The 18384-nt window shown below is 67.2% G+C and carries 18 protein-coding genes; 15 read left to right on the top strand and 3 right to left on the bottom strand.

Annotated features, from left to right (window positions below):
* Nucleotides 1–23: 23 nt before the first annotated feature.
* The gene (locus tag YM304_RS11520; protein WP_015441859.1) at nt 24–1052 is read right to left on the bottom strand and encodes a mevalonate kinase family protein; all 1029 of its coding nucleotides are present in this window, start codon (nt 1050–1052) and stop codon (nt 24–26) included.
* Between the two features lie 34 nt (nt 1053–1086).
* On the opposite strand from YM304_RS11520, the gene YM304_RS11525 reads away from it, so the two are divergent.
* A complete protein-coding gene (locus YM304_RS11525; RefSeq protein WP_015441860.1) occupies nt 1087–1716 on the top strand; it encodes a GNAT family N-acetyltransferase in 630 nt (209 codons plus the stop codon).
* Between the two features lie 36 nt (nt 1717–1752).
* On the opposite strand, the gene rpe is transcribed toward YM304_RS11525, so the two are convergent.
* Both rpe and YM304_RS22490 read right to left on the bottom strand, forming a co-directional pair.
* A complete protein-coding gene (gene rpe, locus YM304_RS11530) occupies nt 1753–2436 on the bottom strand; it encodes a ribulose-phosphate 3-epimerase (RefSeq protein WP_015441861.1) in 684 nt (227 codons plus the stop codon).
* A gap of 48 nt (nt 2437–2484) precedes the next feature.
* Nucleotides 2485–4389: an ATP-binding protein gene (locus YM304_RS22490; protein ID WP_015441862.1), complete on the bottom strand. Its 1905-nt coding sequence runs from the start codon at nt 4387–4389 to the stop codon at nt 2485–2487.
* A gap of 60 nt (nt 4390–4449) precedes the next feature.
* Here YM304_RS22490 and YM304_RS11540 point away from each other — a divergent pair, with 60 nt between their 5' ends.
* The 14 genes from YM304_RS11540 to YM304_RS11600 all read left to right on the top strand — a co-directional run bounded on the left by YM304_RS11540 (nt 4450) and on the right by YM304_RS11600 (nt 18344).
* Complete coding sequence (locus YM304_RS11540; protein WP_015441863.1) at nt 4450–4839, top strand: DUF4280 domain-containing protein; 390 nt, start codon at nt 4450–4452, stop codon at nt 4837–4839.
* Nucleotides 4840–5084: 245 nt separating this feature from the next.
* The gene (locus tag YM304_RS11545; protein WP_015441864.1) at nt 5085–6650 is read left to right on the top strand and encodes a phage tail sheath family protein; all 1566 of its coding nucleotides are present in this window, start codon (nt 5085–5087) and stop codon (nt 6648–6650) included.
* A 31-nt stretch (nt 6651–6681) separates the two neighbouring features.
* Nucleotides 6682–7134 carry a phage tail protein gene (locus YM304_RS11550; RefSeq protein WP_015441865.1) on the top strand — a complete coding sequence of 151 codons (453 nt, stop codon included), beginning with the start codon at nt 6682–6684 and terminating at the stop codon, nt 7132–7134.
* Complete coding sequence (locus tag YM304_RS22495; protein ID WP_015441866.1) at nt 7134–7580, top strand: phage tail protein; 447 nt, start codon at nt 7134–7136, stop codon at nt 7578–7580. Before YM304_RS11550 ends, YM304_RS22495 begins: the two co-directional genes overlap by 1 nt.
* Nucleotides 7581–7591: 11 nt before the next feature.
* Nucleotides 7592–8107 (top strand): hypothetical protein, encoded by a 516-nt coding sequence (locus YM304_RS25385; RefSeq protein WP_015441867.1) that lies wholly within the window; start codon nt 7592–7594, stop codon nt 8105–8107.
* A 12-nt stretch (nt 8108–8119) separates the two neighbouring features.
* A complete protein-coding gene (locus tag YM304_RS24735) occupies nt 8120–8290 on the top strand; it encodes a DUF6760 family protein (protein ID WP_015441868.1) in 171 nt (56 codons plus the stop codon).
* Entirely contained in the window at nt 8283–8741 is a 459-nt protein-coding gene (locus YM304_RS11565) for a phage tail protein (RefSeq protein ID WP_015441869.1), read from the top strand. Before YM304_RS24735 ends, YM304_RS11565 begins: the two co-directional genes overlap by 8 nt.
* Nucleotides 8731–12339: an eCIS core domain-containing protein gene (locus YM304_RS11570; RefSeq protein ID WP_154723424.1), complete on the top strand. Its 3609-nt coding sequence runs from the start codon at nt 8731–8733 to the stop codon at nt 12337–12339. The genes YM304_RS11565 and YM304_RS11570 overlap by 11 nt, the downstream gene beginning before the upstream one ends.
* Nucleotides 12339–13001: a CIS tube protein gene (locus YM304_RS11575; RefSeq protein WP_015441871.1), complete on the top strand. Its 663-nt coding sequence runs from the start codon at nt 12339–12341 to the stop codon at nt 12999–13001. Before YM304_RS11570 ends, YM304_RS11575 begins: the two co-directional genes overlap by 1 nt.
* Before the next feature lie 2 nt (nt 13002–13003).
* Nucleotides 13004–14779, top strand: coding sequence for a phage baseplate assembly protein V (locus YM304_RS11580; protein WP_015441872.1), 1776 nt, complete (start codon nt 13004–13006; stop codon nt 14777–14779).
* Nucleotides 14779–15198 carry a GPW/gp25 family protein gene (locus YM304_RS11585; protein WP_015441873.1) on the top strand — a complete coding sequence of 140 codons (420 nt, stop codon included), beginning with the start codon at nt 14779–14781 and terminating at the stop codon, nt 15196–15198. The genes YM304_RS11580 and YM304_RS11585 overlap by 1 nt, the downstream gene beginning before the upstream one ends.
* An 11-nt stretch (nt 15199–15209) precedes the next feature.
* Nucleotides 15210–17162: a putative baseplate assembly protein gene (locus YM304_RS11590; protein WP_231897588.1), complete on the top strand. Its 1953-nt coding sequence runs from the start codon at nt 15210–15212 to the stop codon at nt 17160–17162.
* The gene (locus YM304_RS22500) at nt 17159–17911 is read left to right on the top strand and encodes a phage tail protein (RefSeq protein ID WP_015441875.1); all 753 of its coding nucleotides are present in this window, start codon (nt 17159–17161) and stop codon (nt 17909–17911) included. The genes YM304_RS11590 and YM304_RS22500 overlap by 4 nt, the downstream gene beginning before the upstream one ends.
* Complete coding sequence (locus YM304_RS11600; RefSeq protein ID WP_041298226.1) at nt 17904–18344, top strand: hypothetical protein; 441 nt, start codon at nt 17904–17906, stop codon at nt 18342–18344. The genes YM304_RS22500 and YM304_RS11600 overlap by 8 nt, the downstream gene beginning before the upstream one ends.
* Nucleotides 18345–18384 lie beyond the last annotated feature (40 nt).

The following is an 18384-nucleotide window of genomic DNA, read 5'->3' on the forward strand; positions in this document are numbered from 1 at the left end:
GCTCGTCGAACGGGTGGTGAGTATCAGACGTCGACGATCGTGCAACCGAGTTCGTCGACGAGCGCTGAACGCGTGATCGCCGCGACCGCTTCGTTGGGAGCGAGCACGGTGACCGCCCCGCCCGAACCCGACCAGTTCGCATGTGCCCCGTGGCTACGCGCCGCCTCGGCCATCGCGAGGTGGCGAGGATCGAGCACCATCATCTGCTGGCGCAACTCCAGGGTCGAATCCATGTCGGAGCCGAGTGTCTCGACGTCGCCACGTTCGATCGCCGCCGCGGCCGACCGGGCGTGTTCGGCGATCTCGCCCATCAGTCGGCGGACGCCACCGACGTCGGCGTCGAAGTCGTCACGCAGCGATCGATGCGCCACGCCGCTCGGTGACGCGGTCGCGTCGATCGCGGCGACGAGCACGATGCCCGGTGGACGCGGAAGCACGGAGTACGTACCGCTCAGCAACGAGCCGGTCCCGATGGGTCGAACCGAATCGAACTCCATCAGCATCGGCGTGTCGTGGCTCTGGACCGCTCGGTCCTGCAGCCCTGCCGTGATGCCGAGTTCGGTGGTCTCGGCGTCGAGCGCCACCGCAGCCATCAGTGCAGGGTCGGACCGCAGCGCCTGTGACCAGTCGCTGTCGGCATGGCGACTGGTGAGCGCACGCATCGCGGCGATGACGATGGCGCTCGATCCGGCGAGACCGACCGAACGCGGGATCGTCGTGCTCACGGTCAGGCGAACGGGGTCGATCTTCGCGTCGACGTGACGACGAAGGGAGCGGAGCGTGGCGACGAGCAACTGACGTGTGCCGCCGTAGCCGTACCGATCGACGCGCTCGCAGAGTTCGTCGAGATCGCTGAACGTGTCGTCGGCCGTGGGGGAGGGGTCGATCTCGAACCGGTCGGAGGGCGCCGCCTCGACGTGCGCGGCCACCGAGGCGACCGGCACGGACACGACGGCGCCGCCGTAGCCGTCGGACGGGTTGCCGGCGAGCGCAGCCCGGGCAGAACACCGCCCGACGACCGGAGCATCGCCGATCGGCTCGGAACCTTGCATGCCCCGGTTGTAGCACGCTGGCTACGTTGTCGGCATGGCCATCCGACGAGCAACCGATGCCGACATCGTCCGCCTGAGCGTCACCGCCATGCGAGCGTTCGTCGACGACCCGGTCATGCGTTGGCTGTACCCCGACGACGACCAGTACCTGTCGGACGACGGCGCGGTCTTCCACGGGGCGATGGCGGGTTGGCTACGTCTCGGCGAGGTGTGGTGCACCGACGATGCCGCGGCGCTCGCTGTGTGGATCCCTCCGGGCCGGCCCGAGATCCCGCCCCCGCCCGATGGCACCCCGGAGCCCGAGCCGAGCGCCGAACTGCTCGACCGGTTCTCGATCATCGGTCCGCTGATGGCGCAGCACACGCACCCCGACGACCACTGGTATCTCCAACTGCTCGCCACGCATCCCGACTGGCAGCGTCAGGGCCTCGGTGCCGCGCTGATGGCCTCGATGTCCGAGCGCGCCGACGCCGAGGGGCTCGCCTGCTTCCTCGAGACCGAGACTCTGGTCAACGTGGCGTACTACCGGCGCCACGGGTTCGACGTGGTCGCCGAGTTCGATGTTCCGGCGGGCGGCCATCCGCACCGATTCTCGTCGTGGGGCAACGACCCGGCCACCGAAGTGGGGCCGCACATGTGGTCGATGCTCCGCCCGGCGCGCTGACCCGCTGGCGCGGCGCCCAGTCAGGCGCTCATGCGCTCAGGCGCGAGCGGCCTCGGCGCGTGCGCGCAGGTCGGTCACCGCGTGTTCGAGACCCTCGGGGTCGCGGAACAGGGCGCTGCCGGCGATCAGCACGTTCGCCCCGGCCGACGCCGCTCCGGCGATCGTGTCGGGGCCGATGCCGCCGTCGACTTCGATGTGGACGTCGTCGGCGCGACCTGCCGCTTCGAGCATGCGCTGCACCTCGGCGATCTTCGGTTCCATCGTCGGGATGTACGCCTGCCCACCGAAGCCCGGGTTGACGGTCATCACCAGCACCATGTCGATGAGATCGAGCACGTGCTCGATGGCCGACGCCGGTGTGGCCGGGTTGAGCGCCACGGCGCCCGTCGCCCCGAGCTCGTTGATGTTGCCGAGCGTGCGATGCAGGTGGGTGCACGCTTCGGCGTGGACGATCAGTCGTGAGCAGCCGGCATCGATGTAGTTCTTGGCCATCACGTCGGGCGTGTACACCATGAGGTGCGCCTCGAACGGCAGCGTGCTGTGCGACCGAGCGGAGGCGATCACGTCGGGTCCGAACGTGAGGTTCGGAACGAACTGCCCGTCCATCACGTCCCACTGGATCAGGTCGACACCGGCCGCTTCGAGCGCGGCGACCTCCTCGCCCAGCTTGGAGAAGTCGGCGGGCAGGACGGACGGGGCGATCAGTGTCGGTCGGGTCACGTGCCCGAAACTATCCGCGCGGGGACGAGCGCCGCGAACGGCGACCCGTCAGGTGTCGAGGAGGTCGAAGTGCTCGCCGAAGTCTTCGGGCCGGAGCAGGCGACCCATCTTGCGCAACTCGCTGGCCACGCCGCGAACGGCGGCCGACATGGTGATCACGCCGCCTTCGCCGGCTGCGGTGAACGCCGCCTGGACCGACGCGTTGCGGATGGTGCCGCCGCTGAGTTCGAACTGCTCGGCGAGCCAGTCGACGTCGACGTCGTCGGCCGGTGCTCCCGGCGGCAGATTCTGCCGCCAGATCGCGGCACGCTCGACCGGTCCCGGCAGCGCGAACGCGACGCGCGAGTGGATGCGGCGCAGGAACGCTTCGTCGACGTTCTTCTCGAAGTTGGTGGCCATCACCACGAGGCCGTCGTACGTCTCGAGACGCTGCAGGAGGTACGACACCTCGATGTTGGCGTACCGGTCGCGAGCGTCCTTCACCTCGGAGCGTTTGCCGAACAGCGAGTCGGCCTCGTCGAAGAACAACACCATGTTGGCGGCGCTGGCCGCGTCGAAGATCTGCTCGAGGTTCTTCTCGGTCTCGCCGATGTACTTGCTCACCACCGACGACAGGTCGAGCTTGAACACGTCGAGGCCGAGTTCGCCGGCGATGATCTCCGACGCCAGCGTCTTGCCGGTGCCCGACGGGCCCGAGAACAGTGCGACGAGCCCTCGGGACGGTGTGGCCGAGAAACCCCACTCGTCGAAGACGCGCGTCGCCATCTGATAGCGGGTGACGATGGCGCGCAGCGCGTCCATCCGGTCGGGGCTCAAGATGATGTCGTCCCAACCGCGCGTGGGCTGGATTCGCCGGGTGAGCTGTTCGAGTCGGCCGCTCGCGAGGCGACGCACAGCGGCGTCGATGTCGCCACCGCTCGACTGCAGCGACTTGGTCACTCGGTGCATCTGGTCGTACGAGAGTCGGTGCGTGCGCGGCGTGTCGGCGCCGAACGCTGCGGCCCACTCGGCGTCGCTCGGAGGTGTCGCCGCGGCGGTCACGGCGTGCCACGGTCGCGTCGGCATCTCGGCGACCGGCGGCCCGCTCGGCGCCGACACGACCCACGCGAGGTGCGTGGCCCGCTGGATCCATCGTCGACCGATCTCGGGCAGCGAACTGTCGGCTTCGACGATGATGCCCTGACCGGTGATGGTGGCTTCTCGCACCATCGCCGCCCACGTCTCGTCGGTCGTGTCGGGCGTGACCGTGGCGCACACGAACCGAGAACCGAACGCCGCCTGCGCTCCGATCTGGCGGCGGCGCATCGGGTCACTCCCGTTGACGACAACGAGGTCGTGACCCGACTGGTCGATGTCGTCCGCCCCGTCGATCGAACTCTCGTGATAGTCGACAGCGTTGGGGAGACCTGGGTCGGGCGAGAGGTCGCCGATCAGCGCCCACACCACGCCACGGTGCAACTCGATGACGTGTCCGGCCCACGGTCCCTTGACCGCGACGTCGGCGAGCGCGGCGCATCGCAACCGTGACTCGGGGCCGAGCGCGAGCGCTCCGAGATGACCCCGCTCGAAGATGTCGCCGAGCGTGCCGAGCGTGAGGCGGCCGCTGTTCGCGTCACCTTGGATCGACGCGACCAACTGCTGGCAGTGCCGGTCGGCCTCGGCGGTGGCCAGCACGGCGAGCACCTCCGCCTCGGGGAGCGACAGCGCAGCGTTCGCGACGATCGTCGCGAACGGTGACGCCGACGACAGTGACGACACGAACGCGGCCCGCGACTCGAGATCGGTGTGAGGAGTCGTGCTCGGCAGCGAGACGTCGGGCGACGCGCCAGCCGTCGTGTCGGCCTCGGCAGCTGCTGCTGCGACGATCGCAGACTGGGCGGCCGCAACCAGCAGATCGCGGCCGAATGCGAACCATTCCGGCGCCTGCGGACCCTCCCGGTCGCCTCCCAGCACGGACGTCAGTCAACCACATCGGGCTCGACGCCGTGAATCGATGCGCTACGTTCTCGCGGCATGGGCATTCCCGTGACCGCAACCGCAGCGATGTCGTGTTCGTTCGGCGCGGCGCCGTCCACACTCAACGTCATCCCCACCAACAAGGTGATGATGGAGAACAAGCCGGCCGCCACGATCATGGACAACAAGCCGTTCGTCAACATCTTGCCGTTCGGTGTGTGCATGTCGCTGGCGAATCCGATCACCGCCGCTCAGACCGCTGCTGCGCTCGGCGTGCTCACACCCGGCGTCTGCACGCCGATGACCACGGCGCCGTGGATGCCCGGAAGCCCGACCGTGATGATCGGCAACGTCCCGGCGCTCAACAACAGCTCGACGTGCATGTGCGCGTATGGCGGCGTGATCTCGGTGTCCTTTCCGGGCGCCACCACCGAACAGATCCCCTGATCTGGCAGCAATTCGACGCGTCTCGGCGGTGCCATTTCGCCTGAAACGGCACCAGCGTCGGGTGGGGGTCGAAAGTATTTGTCAAGAGTTCTTCCCTCGACGCGCGTGCAGTGGTACTGTCGATTCTGCTCACGGGAGGGAGCTCTGGCGAGGTCACTCGCTTTTTCTCCGTTCTTGGGGTCGTGTCTCGGAGTGAGATACGCACATCACATCCACAAGGCAACTTGTGAATACGGGAGGAAGCAGTGCCGAGTTATCTCACCCCTGGCGTGTACGTGGAGGAAGTTCCTTCATCGAGCCAGTCACTTTCCGCTGGGGCGACAGCCGTCCCCGCATTCGTCGGTTTCACGGCCAAAGCGCCGAACGACGATCCGAGCGACCCCGACGGCCTCAAGCCGCGGCTCGTGACCAACTGGTCGCAGTTCGAGAAGTTGTACGGCGGCTTCGTCAAGGGAGCGATGCTCCCCATGTCGGTGTACGGCTACTTCAACAACGGTGGCTCGATGGCCTACATCGTGCGCATCCCGCACACCGAGCCGTCGACCGAGCCGGGCATGCTGGCGCTTCCGTCGGCTGACCGTGCCCTCGGCCCGGCCGTCGAGTTCACGACCGCAGAGCCGAACGCCGACGTGTCGGTCACGATCTCCGAAGAGCCTCCGGCCGAAGATGCCGGCGACGACGCTCCGCCGTCGTTCGCCGTCACGATCGACGCCGCCGGCGACGACGAGCCCGAGGTCTTCAGTGGCGTCACGCTCGGCAACATCTCCGACACGATCAACGGCACCTCCACCAAGGTGAAGGTCGACACGAAGATCGACGTCGATCAACTCGCCGCCGACCTGCAGACCATGCCGACCGGCACGTTCGACATCGAGCCGGCCGAGCCGACTCCGGTCAGCGTCTCGGGCCGTGCGTTCAACGGTTCCGAGAGCGCTCGCACGGGCATCTCGGGCCTCACGATCGCCGACGAGGTCACCATGGTCATGGTCCCCGACCTCATCACGGCCGCCACGCAGGAAGACGGCACCGTCGACCTCGGCACCTGGAAGAGCGTGCAGCTCGCCATCATCAACCACTGCGAAGGCCAGGGCAACCGCATGGCCATCCTCGATTCGCCTCCCGGCATGTCGCCGCAGCAGATCAAGGAATGGCGCAGCGACATCGCCATGTACGACTCGGCCTACGCCGCGCTCTACTACCCGTGGATCGAAGTGGCCAACCCGATCGGTACCAACGGTGACTCCGAGATGATGGTGCCACCGTCAGGCCACCTGGCCGGCGTGTGGGCTCGCACCGACGAGACCCGCGGCGTCTGGAAAGCTCCGGCCAACGAGATCGTTCGTGGAGCGCTCAACGTCGAGACCAACATCACCAAGGCCGAGCAGGGTCTCCTCAACCCGATCGGCATCAACTGCATCCGTCCGTTCGGCACGCAGGGCATCCGCGTGTGGGGCGCTCGCACCCTCTCGTCGAACAGCGACTGGCGCTACATCAACGTCCGCCGCCTGTTCAACATGATCGAGCAGACCATCATGGACGGCACGCAGTACGCCGTGTTCGAGCCGAACGACCAGAAGTTGTGGGAAGGCCTCAAGCGCACCGTCAACTCGTTCCTGCGTGGACTCTGGCGTGACGGTGCACTGTTCGGCAATACGGCTGAGCAGGCATTCTTCGTCAAGTGCGACGACGAGACCAACCCGCCCGACTCCATCGACGAAGGAAAGGTCGTCGTCGAAGTCGGTATCGCCCCCGTCAAGCCCGCTGAATTCGTGATCTTCCGCGTCAGCCAGTTCAAGGATGACGGCGAATGAGTTCGACACAGCACACGACAGGAGCTGAATCATGACCACCATCGTTCCCGGTTCAACCGAAACAACACCGTTCGTCTCGTCGCTCTTCAACGTCGAGTTCGCGAAGGCCGGCGGTGTGTTCACCGAAGTGTCGGGGCTCAACATCGACATCGAAGAAGTCGAGAGCGTCGTCGTCAACGAGCAGGGCAAGGAAGTCACCCGCTGGACTCCCGGCACGGTGAAGTACAGCGAGATCACGCTCAAGCGCGAGTTCACCGGAGACCGCAAGTTCTGGGACTGGCACATCGAGATGGTCGAAGGTCAGGAGTCGTACGAAGACGGCGCCATCGTGCTGTACCACCTGGGCGGCAACGAAGTCAGCCGTTGGACGATCAACCGGGCGTGGCCGTCGAAGTGGAGTTGCTCCGACCTCGACGCCGGCTCGGGTGACGCGATGATCGAAGAGATCACGCTGCAGATCGAATTCCTCGAAAGGAACAAGTGATGTCAGGTCTCGATACCTTCAACGCCGCACAGGGTTCGTACTTCAGCTTCGAGCTGGAGGGCGTGAGCCTCGGATACTTCACCGGTTGCAGTGGCCTCGCCAGCGAGCTCAGTGTGATCACCCACAAGACGATGAGCACGGGTGGCAACACCGTCGAGGTCAAGTACCCCGATCGCCAGACGTTCACCGAAGTCGTCCTCAAGCGCGGGTTCACCGCCGACACCGCCGTCAACGACTGGTTCGACAAGACCGTCGACGCCGGTGAAGACGTCGATCGCAAGACCGGATCGATCGTGGTGCTCAACCGCAAGCTCGACGAAGTCGCACGCTTCAACCTCGAAGGGTGTTTCCCGTCGAAGCTGTCGGTGTCCGACCTCAACGCGAAGTCGGGTGAGGCGATGATCGAAGAGCTTACGATCCGCCACGAGAACCTCGTCTGGGCCTGACGGCACCCGTCTTGCGCACCGAATTCGAGTTCACGCTCCCCAAGGGCTACGTCGGCAACGACGGGACGCTGCATCGTCATGGCACGATGCGGCTGGCCACGGCGCGAGACGAGATCGAGCCGCTCAGGGATCGAACCATCGATGGGCCTGATGACCCGTACCTCACCATCCTGGTGCTGGCACGGGTCATCACCCAGCTCGGTTCGCTTCCCGAGATCGGTATCGACGAGGTCGAAGGGCTGTTCGCAGCCGACCTCGCGTTCTTGCAGGATCTCTACGGGATCATCAACTTCGGCGATCAGGCCGACGTCGAGGCGTTGCAGGCGAGTGTGTTGCCCGACGAACCCGAGGTCGTCGACACACCGACGGCCACCGAGGCCGACGGCAGCGACGAGACCGGCGACGCCGAACTGTCCGGCGATGCCGCGAACACCGACGATGCACCGCTGGGGGCGATCGCCGACGACAAACCGGCCCGCCCGCGCCGGGCGCGCGTCGAAGAAGTCGTTTCATCGGCTCGCGAGTGACGTGGGTATGGCGTGAAGCTGTATCCCGAATCGTCGCTCTGGAGTGAGATCGCATATCTCGCGTACCACCTCCACTGGGACCTCGAGACGCTGCTCGATCTCGAGCACGCCGATCGAGCGCGCCTCATCGAACTGGTCGCCGACATGAACCAACGAGCCTGGGACACGTTGAGCAATGCCTGACAAGTACGCCCACGGCACCAACACCGCGCGCTTCCTCTTCGAAGTCGACGGCCTCGAACTCGGCTGGTTCACCGAGGTCAGCGGTCTGGAGGTCTCGATCGAGACCGAAGACATCCAGGAAGGCGGGCAGAACGGATTCGTCCACAAGCTGCCCGGCCGCATGTCGTGGCCGAACATCACCCTGAAGCGGGGCTTCACCCGGCAGGACAACCTGCTGTCGTGGCTGCGCGAGTGCTCCGGCGAGCAGTTCGCAGCGAACCAGAACAAGCTCTCTCGCAAGACGGCGGCGATCACGCTGCTCGACGACGCCGGGCGACGTCTGCGCTCGTGGGACTTCGACGACGCGTTCCCGGTGAAGTGGTCGGGGCCGTCGTTCGCCGCCTCGAACGGCGAGGCCGCGAGCGAGTCACTCGAGATCACCCATCACGGATTCCGAGCCAATGACCACTGATGCCGAGCCCCCTGCGGCATCGGTGGCCGGACTCGGACACGGCCTGGTACATCGAGCCCGTCGGCAGGCGGTGCTCGCACGGCAGCGCCCCGCCGCTCGACTGATCGGGGCAGTGGGTCGCTCGAGCATCGGGTTCGGCCTCGCGGTCGGACGGTCGCGATCGATCCGCCCGGTCGTTCGCCGCGCCGACCTCAACACGCCCGCCCTGCGTCCGCCGCCCGGGTTCTGGAGCGAACTCCACGCGCCCGACCCCGTCGTCGAGTCGGCAGTCGAGTCGCCGAGTGACGCCGCTCCGACCGCTCAGCGATCGACCCAGCGATCGCCGGCGCGTCCGTCGGTTCGCCGACGGCACCAGCCGTCGCAGCGGGTCGCCCGGGTCGCCACGTCACCCACCGCGCAGCCGGACACCAAGGCCAGCTGGACCGATCAGGTCATCGAGCGCAGTGCCGTCGGGTACGTCCGTCCGACATCGCAGACCTTCACGCCGGCACCCAAGCCGGTCGCCGACGACTTCGTGTCGTCGGGTGACGCTCGCCTCGACGACCTCCGGCTGCTGCTGGCGGCGAAGAACGACGGGCCGACCGAAACGGCTCCGGTTCGACGCTCGAGCGATGCGAACGCGCCCGCCGCCGCTGCGTCCGACGACGCCGACACTCACCAGCCGGAACCCGTGTCGGGTGCGACATCGGGTGGCGGGGTCCGTGGCGACACGCTCGCCGGGCGAGCGACCGGGCCGGGTCGCCTCGCCCGATCGGTCGTTCCCGAGTCGGCGATCGCAGGTACGGCGCTGAGCGCCGGACGCGCCACACAACGCCGCGGTGCCGGCGTCGCGGCTCCCGGCGTGCCGGTCGTGCCGACGCCCGATGCGAACGTCGCGCAACGCCAGCGAGCACCGCAACGCCAGCGGGCACCGCAACGTTCGTCGGCCGAGCAGCGGCTCGACGATCTCCGAGCAGCGCTCGAGAGCAAAGGTCTCATGCCCGGCTCGCCGTCGAGCGACGACGAAACGACGCCCGATCCGGCTGTCGACGGTGGTGACCCCACCGGCCGACCCGGGCGCCCGGCCGGTGAACGACCGTCTCGCGAGAGCGCAGCGGCCACCAGCGGCACATCGGGGCGGCCCGGCGACGACACCAGCACCCGAGCGCAACCCGGCCGCATCGCCCGCCAATCAGCGCCTCGCAGCGATCGCAGCGTCGCGCCGAACGATCCTCGGGCGAGTGGCCCAGGTGGCGGTTCGGCATCGGCCCGCCGATCGGTCGCCGACCACACGTCGGAGGCACCGCTGCGAGGTCGCGACGCTGACGCGTTCAGTCGGGCCGCCAACGGCCCCATGTCGACGGTGCAACGCCGTGCCGCTCAGCAGACCGTCGAGATCGGCGGGGGAGCGCCCGGCACTGCCGTTGCCGGCACCGGTCTGCTCGACCGAGTGGAGACCGAGGTCGTCGACGACCCGACGTCCGAGCACATGCCGGGGCTCGTCGGCCCGGGCGGGCACGAACGAGTCGATGTGGTTCGCCGGATCCGGCAGCTCACCGAGACGCGGCAACGTCTGCTCGACGAGCCGGAGGCGGTGCAGCGGCACGCCGTCACCGACGAACCGACAGCGCCCGGCCCGACTTCGACGGGCACGTCGGCGCCTGGCACGTCACCGAGCAACGACGAGGCGTCGGGGGTGCTGGCACCGACACCGAACGTCGTGCGTCTGCCCGGCATCGCCGGTTCGGTCGCATCGCTCCGACGCCGCTTGAGCATCCCGCGAGCCCTGTCAGCACATCACCGTCCCGACAACCCGATGTCGGTCGATCGATCGAACCGACTCGTGCGTACGCCCGGCATCGATGTCCGTCGAGCCCCGGAATCAGCCGCGCCGTCCGACTCCGCACGAGCGACGCATCGCGCGCCCGCCGACCCCGCCCGTCACGACGAGCCGCGCAACGCCGTCACCTGGCGTCGAGACGAGCGGTCGCAGCGCGGTCCCGTGGCGATGCCGACATCGCATCCGACGCACGACCAGGCGCTCGCCACGACGCCGCCGACCTCCGATGGGAGCGAGACGGTCGCCCCACCACTGGTGAGGCGACGTGTCGACGAGCGATGGGAGCACAGCGCCGTCTCGTCGCTCCCGGCCACAGCTCCTCCGGCCTCGACCACGCCGGCCGAACCCATGCCATCGCGCACGTCATCGCCGGCCGAACAACGGACGCCATCATCGCCGCCGGCAACGACCTCGACTTCGTCGCCCTCGACTTCGGCAACGCCCTCGATCGCGTCGCCCTCGATCTCGTCGACGCGGCCGACAGCGACGCCCCGACCTGGGACGAGTCACACGACCGCCGGGCCGGCGACGATGATCCGCCGGTCGCTGGTCGCCTCCGGGCCGGGAGCGCTCGCCGGCGTTCTCCGACGATCCCACCTCGCACGCACCGACACCGCCGCGTCGTCCGATCACGCCAGCCGACCGACGTCGGCGTCGCCGTCGACGCGATCGACCGAGGCGATCGACCCGTCGATGTCGAGCACCGTCCCACCATCGCCTCGGGCTGGTGACTCGCGCCGAGTCGTCGCTCCCGCCCCGGCGGCCCCGATCGTCGCGAGTACTCCCGACGACGGCGTGCCGATGAACCCGAATCCACTCATCGGCCGCGCCGCCGGCGAGCAGACCGTTCGGCGGTCCACCGAGGAGCTCGACGACCGCCCCGAAGCGGCGACGTCGAGCGAGCGAAGCGCAGAACACAGAACGGTCGCGCCGCAGGTCAACGACGTCGCCCAGGCGTTCATGACCGAACTCGCCCAGACGGTCCGGCGGCGCCCGGCACCGCTCCCGGTGTCGTTCCAGCCGATGGCCGACGCCATCACCGGCGGCCGCGGGCGCAACGTGCTGCTCTCGACCGACTCGGTGTCACGACGGGCACTTCGCAAGGTCGGCAAGGTCGCCGCCACCACCGACAACGTGATCCACCTCGCCGACGCACCGACGCCCGGTACACGGATGAACGAGGTCATCGCCCACGAACTCACGCACATCGCGAACCCGTCACCGGTGGCGCGGTTCTTCGACGACGCACACGACAGCCCGGAAGAACGCCAAGCCGAGCAGGTGGCACGGGTGATGGCGAGCTCGCCGATCGCCCCAGCCGCAGCGGCGCCGGCACTGCGTGCCCCAGGTGATTCCTCGCCGGCCGGTCGCGGCGGCGACGTGATCCGCCGAACGCCAGCGTCGGCCCCCACTTCGACAGGAGCAGTGCCCATGTCAGCATCGAACGACGGCATGTCCGCCGCGAGCCTCGCGGCGTCGATCACCGGCTCAGGATCGAGCCGACCTCAGGTGCAGCGCTTTGCCGACCTGGGCAACAGCCCTGCCGCTGCGGCAGCGACCGGCGTGACGTCGAGTCAGCCGGACTCGTCCGGACCGTCAAGTGGGCACGGGGCCGCATCCGGGCAGGGCATCGGCGCACAGCTCCGCAACTCCGAAGACGCCGCCGAATGGTTCAGCGATCAACTCGATCGCAACTTCGACCGGTTGGTCACCGCCCTCGAAGATCGGATGATCGTCGAGTTCGAACGCCGCGGTGGCCGCATCTGGGAAGGGCTCTGATGAGCTCACAACTCCAGAAGGCGTACCTCGAAGTCGAGACGGGTGCTCGGGTCGACTGCATGTTCAACCCGACCACGTTCGCGTTCGCCACGCAGAACCGGTGGGAATCCGACCAGATCCCGGGCAAGAACACGCCGTCGCTTCGCTATGCAGGCGGTGCCGGTGGGACGTTCTCGCTGAGCCTCGTGTTCGACACGACGTCCACGGGCAAGGCCGTCACGATCCACACCAACAAGCTGCTCGAACTGATGGAAGTCGACGAGTCGCTTCCCGGATTCGATGCAGCGAAGAAGAACGGCCGCCCGCCGTGGGTGAAGTTCCACTGGGGCACGCACCTGCACTCGTTCAAAGCGGTCATCAGTTCGACGAACGTCACGTTCACGTACTTCTCCAACGAAGGGTTGCCCCTACGCGCCAACGTCGAACTGAGTCTCGAACAGTACGAACCCGACGCGAACTGGGGTCCGCAGAACCCCACGTCCGGCACGCCGAACCCGAAGCGCACGCACCAGGTCCAGGTGGGCGACACGCTCGACCGCATCGCCGGCAAGTACTTCGGTGACCCGACCCGCTGGCGCGACATCGCCACGCTGAACGGCATCGCCGACCCGCTCGACGTCAAGCCCGGTCGGCTCCTGTCGATTCCCGAGCGGGGTTCCTGACCATGCAGGACACGCTCGTCACCTCGGCTCCGCTCATCAAGCTCGACGGCACCGCGATCCGGTCGGAGGATGCCGACCTGCTCTTCTCCTTGCGCGTGTCGCGGACCACGGGTGCGGCAGCGTTCGCCGAACTGAGATTCGACCAGTCGAGCTCGCTTGCGGACTCGGTCAAGGTCGGTACCCAACTGAGCATCGATGCAACCGAGGACGACGTCGAAACCAGCCCGATCTTCAAGGGCGAGGTCATGACGATCGGCATCGACGTGTCGGTGCGCCAAACGCAGTTGGTGATCGGTGCGTACGACAAGTCGTACCGGCTCGGCAACCAGACCGATGCAACGTCGCATCTCTCCATCACGTTCGGTGGCGTCATCCGAGAGATCGCGGGGGCGGCCGGTTTGACCGCTGACGTCGACAACACTGTCGGAAGCATCAGGTTCGAACACATTCAGCAATCGGGTACTCCGCATCAGTTCCTCACCGACCTCACCCGCGCCTACGGGTGCGAATGGTTGGTCGACGACACGAAGTTGATCGTCCGACGTCGCGACGCCGCCGGACCCGTGGCCAAGTATCTCGGTGCCTCGTCGCTGCGTTCGTTCTCGGCACGATTCAGCGGAACCGAGCAGCCCGAATCGGTCGACGTACTCGGGTGGGACCCGTCCGAGAAGAAGGGGGTCAACAGCAAGATCGAGCGTTCGTCGGTGAAGAACGGGCACACGGTGCCGATCACCCGACACGTCAGCGGCGACTTCCCCGGCAAGGAGGCCGTTGCCTCACCGATCTCGGTGTCGACACCGGCCGACGCCAAAGCGGTGGCCGAAGGCATCACGCATCGGCTGTCTGCAGCGCAATTGACCGGGCGCGGAGAAGTGGCCGTGAACGGCAAGCTCGTTCCGGGGTCGGTCATCGAGATCGGTGACCTCGACCCGAACTGGAACGGTAAGTACTACCTGACCGGGGTGGAGCACCTCTTCGGTCGGCAACAGTCATTCACCACGAAGTTCACCTTCGGCCCGCTCGAACCGACGACCCTCGTCGATCTGTTCAGCCACCAGGCGCCGACGAGTCGAGAGCGCCTGACCAGTGGGATCACCGTCGGGACCGTGACCGATACGGAGGACCCCGAGGGACTCCTCAGAGTCAAGGTCACGATCCCGGTGCTCCGCGGCGAGAACGAGTCTCATTGGGCTCGAGTCATCTCGTCGGGAGCCGGTGCAGCGCGAGGTTCCATGTCGATTCCCGAGATCGGTGACGAGGTCGCGGTCGTTTTCGAGAACGGCGACCTCCAACGTCCATACGTGCTCGGGGGTCTCTGGAACGGTCGGGACGCCGCCCCGGATGTCGGCGAGATCATCAGGAACGGCAGAGTGATGTCGCGTTCGGTCACCTCACGCACGGGGCACCGGATGACGTACAAAGACGGCGATGATCCGGAAGACCTGGGTGTCCGCATCGATCTGAGCGACGGCAAGACCTTTCTCGAACTCGGCGAGACCAAGATCGAGATCACGAGCCAAGACACCCCGATCAAGGTCACCAACGGCAAGGCGACCGTCGAGTTGGCCGACAACGGCGACATCACGCTCGACGGCAACAACATCACGATCAAGGCCAAGCAAGACATCGAGATCTCCGGCAACAACCTCGACGTCAAGGCGAAACAGAACCTCAAGCTCGAAGGCGCCCTCGGCGCCGACCTCAAGTCAAAAGGACCGGTCAAGGTCGAGACGACGGCGATCGCCGAGGTCAAGGGCTCACTGGTGAAGATCAACTGATGAGCAACGTCAACGACGACCCGTCCGATTTCGTCGGCCGCGGCATCTCGTTCCCGCTCCGCGTCGATCAGACGGGGGCGATCGCCACGACCACCGGCGTCGACGACATCGACTCGTCGATTCGCATGGTGCTCACGACCGCCCCTGGTGAACGCCTGATGCGCCCGTACTTCGGCTGCCGCATCTGGGAGATGCTGTTCGAACCGATCAACGCCAACACGCTCGGGCTGATGGGCGAAGCCGTACGCGAATCGATCAGCCGCTGGGAACCGCGGGTGCACCTCGACGACGTACGACTCGACTCCAGCAGCGCCGACGTCGGCGAGGTCCACATCCACATCGACTACACCGTGCGCTCGACCAACGATCGACGCAACCTCGTGTACCCCTTCTACGTGATTCCGAGAGAGGACGACTGATGAGTCTCCCGGTGACCAACCTGGACGATCGCAAGTTCCAGGACCTCGTCGACGAAGCGAAGCGGATGATCCCGCAGCTCTGCCCGGAGTGGACGAACCACAACCTGTCGGACCCCGGCGTCGCGCTCATCGAGTTGTTCGCCTGGATGACCGAGATGACGCTCTTCCGGCTCAACCAGGTGCCCGACACGTTCTACACCCGGATGCTGAACCTCCTCGGCTTCGAGCAGTTTCCCGCCTCCGCTGCTCGTACCGACCTGACGTTCTGGGTCAACGGAGGAGCGGCAGGCGGCATCGAGATCCCGCGCGGGACCCAGGTGACCACCGTCGGATCGGTCGGTTCGCCTCGGGTGTTCACCACGATCGAGGCGGCAGCGGTGGTCCCGCCTCGGCTCACGGCAGCGCTCACGTCGCACGGCGACGACCGCTACGTCAACGTGTGGGAGTCGTTGGCCCTCGGCCTCGAGAGCATCCCCTGCTTCCCCCGCTCGCCGCTGACGCCCGGCGACGCGTTCTACCTTGGTTTCGAGAACTCGCTGAGCGGCAACGCCATCCGACTCGCGATCGAGGCGACCGTCGAAGGCATCGGCGTGATGCCCGACCGCCCACCGATCGTCTGGGAGGTCTGGCAGGGCGAGGGCTGGATACCGGCCGCGGTCCCCAACATGCCCGGCAACGACGAGGTGGCCGACACGACCGGTGGGCTCAACCGGAACGGCTCGCTCCTGTTGCTCGTGCCGAACGCGCACGAGCCGCTCACGCTCGGCGGCGAGCGGGCGTACTGGCTGCGCGCCCGGTTGACCGAACCGGCGCCCGGCCAGCCGTTCTACCGAGCGTCACCACAGATCCGCCGAGTGAGCGCGACCTGCGTCGGTCTCACCGTCGAAGCCGAGCACTCGGAGCGCATCGACGACGAGTTCCTCGGCATGAGCACCGGCAAACCCGACCAGGTCTTCCAGACCGCGCGAAAGCCGATTCTGCCGCGCGACGGACACGAAGTGCTCGTCGTCACGGTCGGCACCGAGAGCAGCGAATGGACCGAGGTGACCGACTTCGTCGACTCGACGCACAACGATCACCACTTCGCCTGGGATTCGTCGACGGGCGAGATCCGCTTCGGGCCGCTCATCCGCTATCCCGACGGCGGGATCCGCCAGCACGGAGCGATTCCTCCCGAGGGAGCCGAACTCCGCCTCACGAGCTATCGCACGGGCGGGGGAGCGGCCGGCAACGTCGGCTCCGGGACCCTCACCGGCATGCGCAGCGCGATCCCGTACGTCAATGGTGTCACCAACCTGGCGCCGTCGTCGGGTGGCGTCGACGCCGAGACCGTCGAGAACGCGAAGCGGCGCGGGCCCCAGTCGGTTCGCGCCGGCGGGCGAGCTGTCACCGTGTCCGACTTCGAGCGGCTGACCGGCGAAGCCGACAGTCGTGTCGCCCGAGTGCGCTGCCTCGCTCCTGAGCAGCCCGGTGACCCCGTGCGCCTCTTCGTGGTGCCCAACGTCAAACGACGCGCCGAGTCGCTCGTGCTCGACGACTTCGCGTTGCCCGACGACATGATCGCCCGCATCGCCGGCTACCTCGACGAGCGGCGGGTGCTCGGCAGCACGATCGAGATCGGGACCCCGTACTACCAGGGCGTCACGGTCGCCAGTCTCGTCTCGGCGCAGCCGGGTCGCCCGGCGTCGCTGGTGCGCGACCGGTGCCAGCGAGCGCTCTACGACTACATCAACCCCATCTCCGGAGGCGCTGATCGCCAGGGTTGGTCGTTCGACTCCGACCTGAACTCGGCGACGGTGTTCCAAGTGCTCGAAGCGGTCGAGGGCGTCGAGAAGGTCGACGAGGTCCTGTTCTTCGAGTACGACCTGCGCAACCACGAGCGCATGGGGTTCGGCAAGGAGCTGGTGAAGCTCTCACCCGACTCGTTGTTTCTCTCCACCAATCATCAGGTGGTCGTGCAATGAGGCGCGACGACTGGCTCCTCTGGCAGCTCCCGGTCGGCATGACCGACGACGACTTCTTCGTCCGGTTCGTCACGATCTTCCAGCGTCTCGCCGACACCGTGCTCGACCAGGTCGACACGCTCGAGCACATGTTCGACCCGACGGTCGCTCCCGACAACATGGTGCGCCAGATGGCCGAGTGGTTCGGCGTCGACTGGGTCGACTCGTCGCTCGACGATCGTCTGCAGCGCGAGATCGTGATGGGCTATTCCGAGCTCATCCAGTGGCGCGGCACCAAGATCGGTGTGCGCAAGCTGCTCAAACTGCTGACGGGCGGACCGGTCGAAGTGCAGGATTCGGGCGGCGTGTTCGCCAAGGAGGAAGCACCGGGTGGGCCGCCACACGTGCGCCTCGACGTGCAGAACGCCGGGTGGAACAAGGTCGACGATCTCATTCGCATCGTGCGAGCCGAGTTGCCGGCCACGGTGACGTTCGATCTCTGGATCGGTGCCGAGCAGGTGTGGCCCCGTGCCGACGTCCAGGCGAACCGGACCGGGCATCGTCCCGAGAGCCTGGCGGCGAGCAGTGCCCATCCGGCCGGTGCCGTCGAAGCCTCGGGGGCGATGTCGCTGCCGCACGACTCGACGACGCTGCGCCCGGGTGCCGACGGAATGACACTCGGTGGAACCACCTCCTCCGAGACCGGCGATGTGCTCCCGGCACCTCGCCCGCCCGACGGCAACGACGACCAGGGAGGAACCGATGGCTGACGTGACCTGCCCCGAGTGCGGCGCCGAGACCGAGATGCTGGCGGTTCGCCGGGCTGCCGACGAGTTCTGTTCGCAGTGCGACTATCCGCTGTTCTGGGCGCCGTCGTCGGCGCCGATCACCACACCGGGCGGCAACGCGCAGGCGACCCTTCGCCGGTTGCCCGGCGCCGGCGGTCGTCGTCGGGTCGGCAGCCGAATCTGTCCCGAGTGCGGCGAGCTCAACGCGCTGTCGGAGACGCACTGCACGAGGTGCGAGGCCGATCTCGACCCGCCGCCTCCACCGCCGCCCCCGGCACCCGAGCCAGAACCCGAGGTGTTCGTGCCGGTTCCGTTGGAGGAGACCCCCACGTCGCCGTGGTGGGTCTGGTGGTTGCTCGGCGGCGCGCTCTCCGCGTGCGTCATCGTCCCGATCATCTACGAGAATCTCAACTGACCACCCACCTGGTTATTTCCATCCCGGATGGAAATAACCA

Source organism: Ilumatobacter coccineus YM16-304 (genome assembly GCF_000348785.1).
GTDB lineage: Bacteria > Actinomycetota > Acidimicrobiia > Acidimicrobiales > Ilumatobacteraceae > Ilumatobacter_A > Ilumatobacter_A coccineus.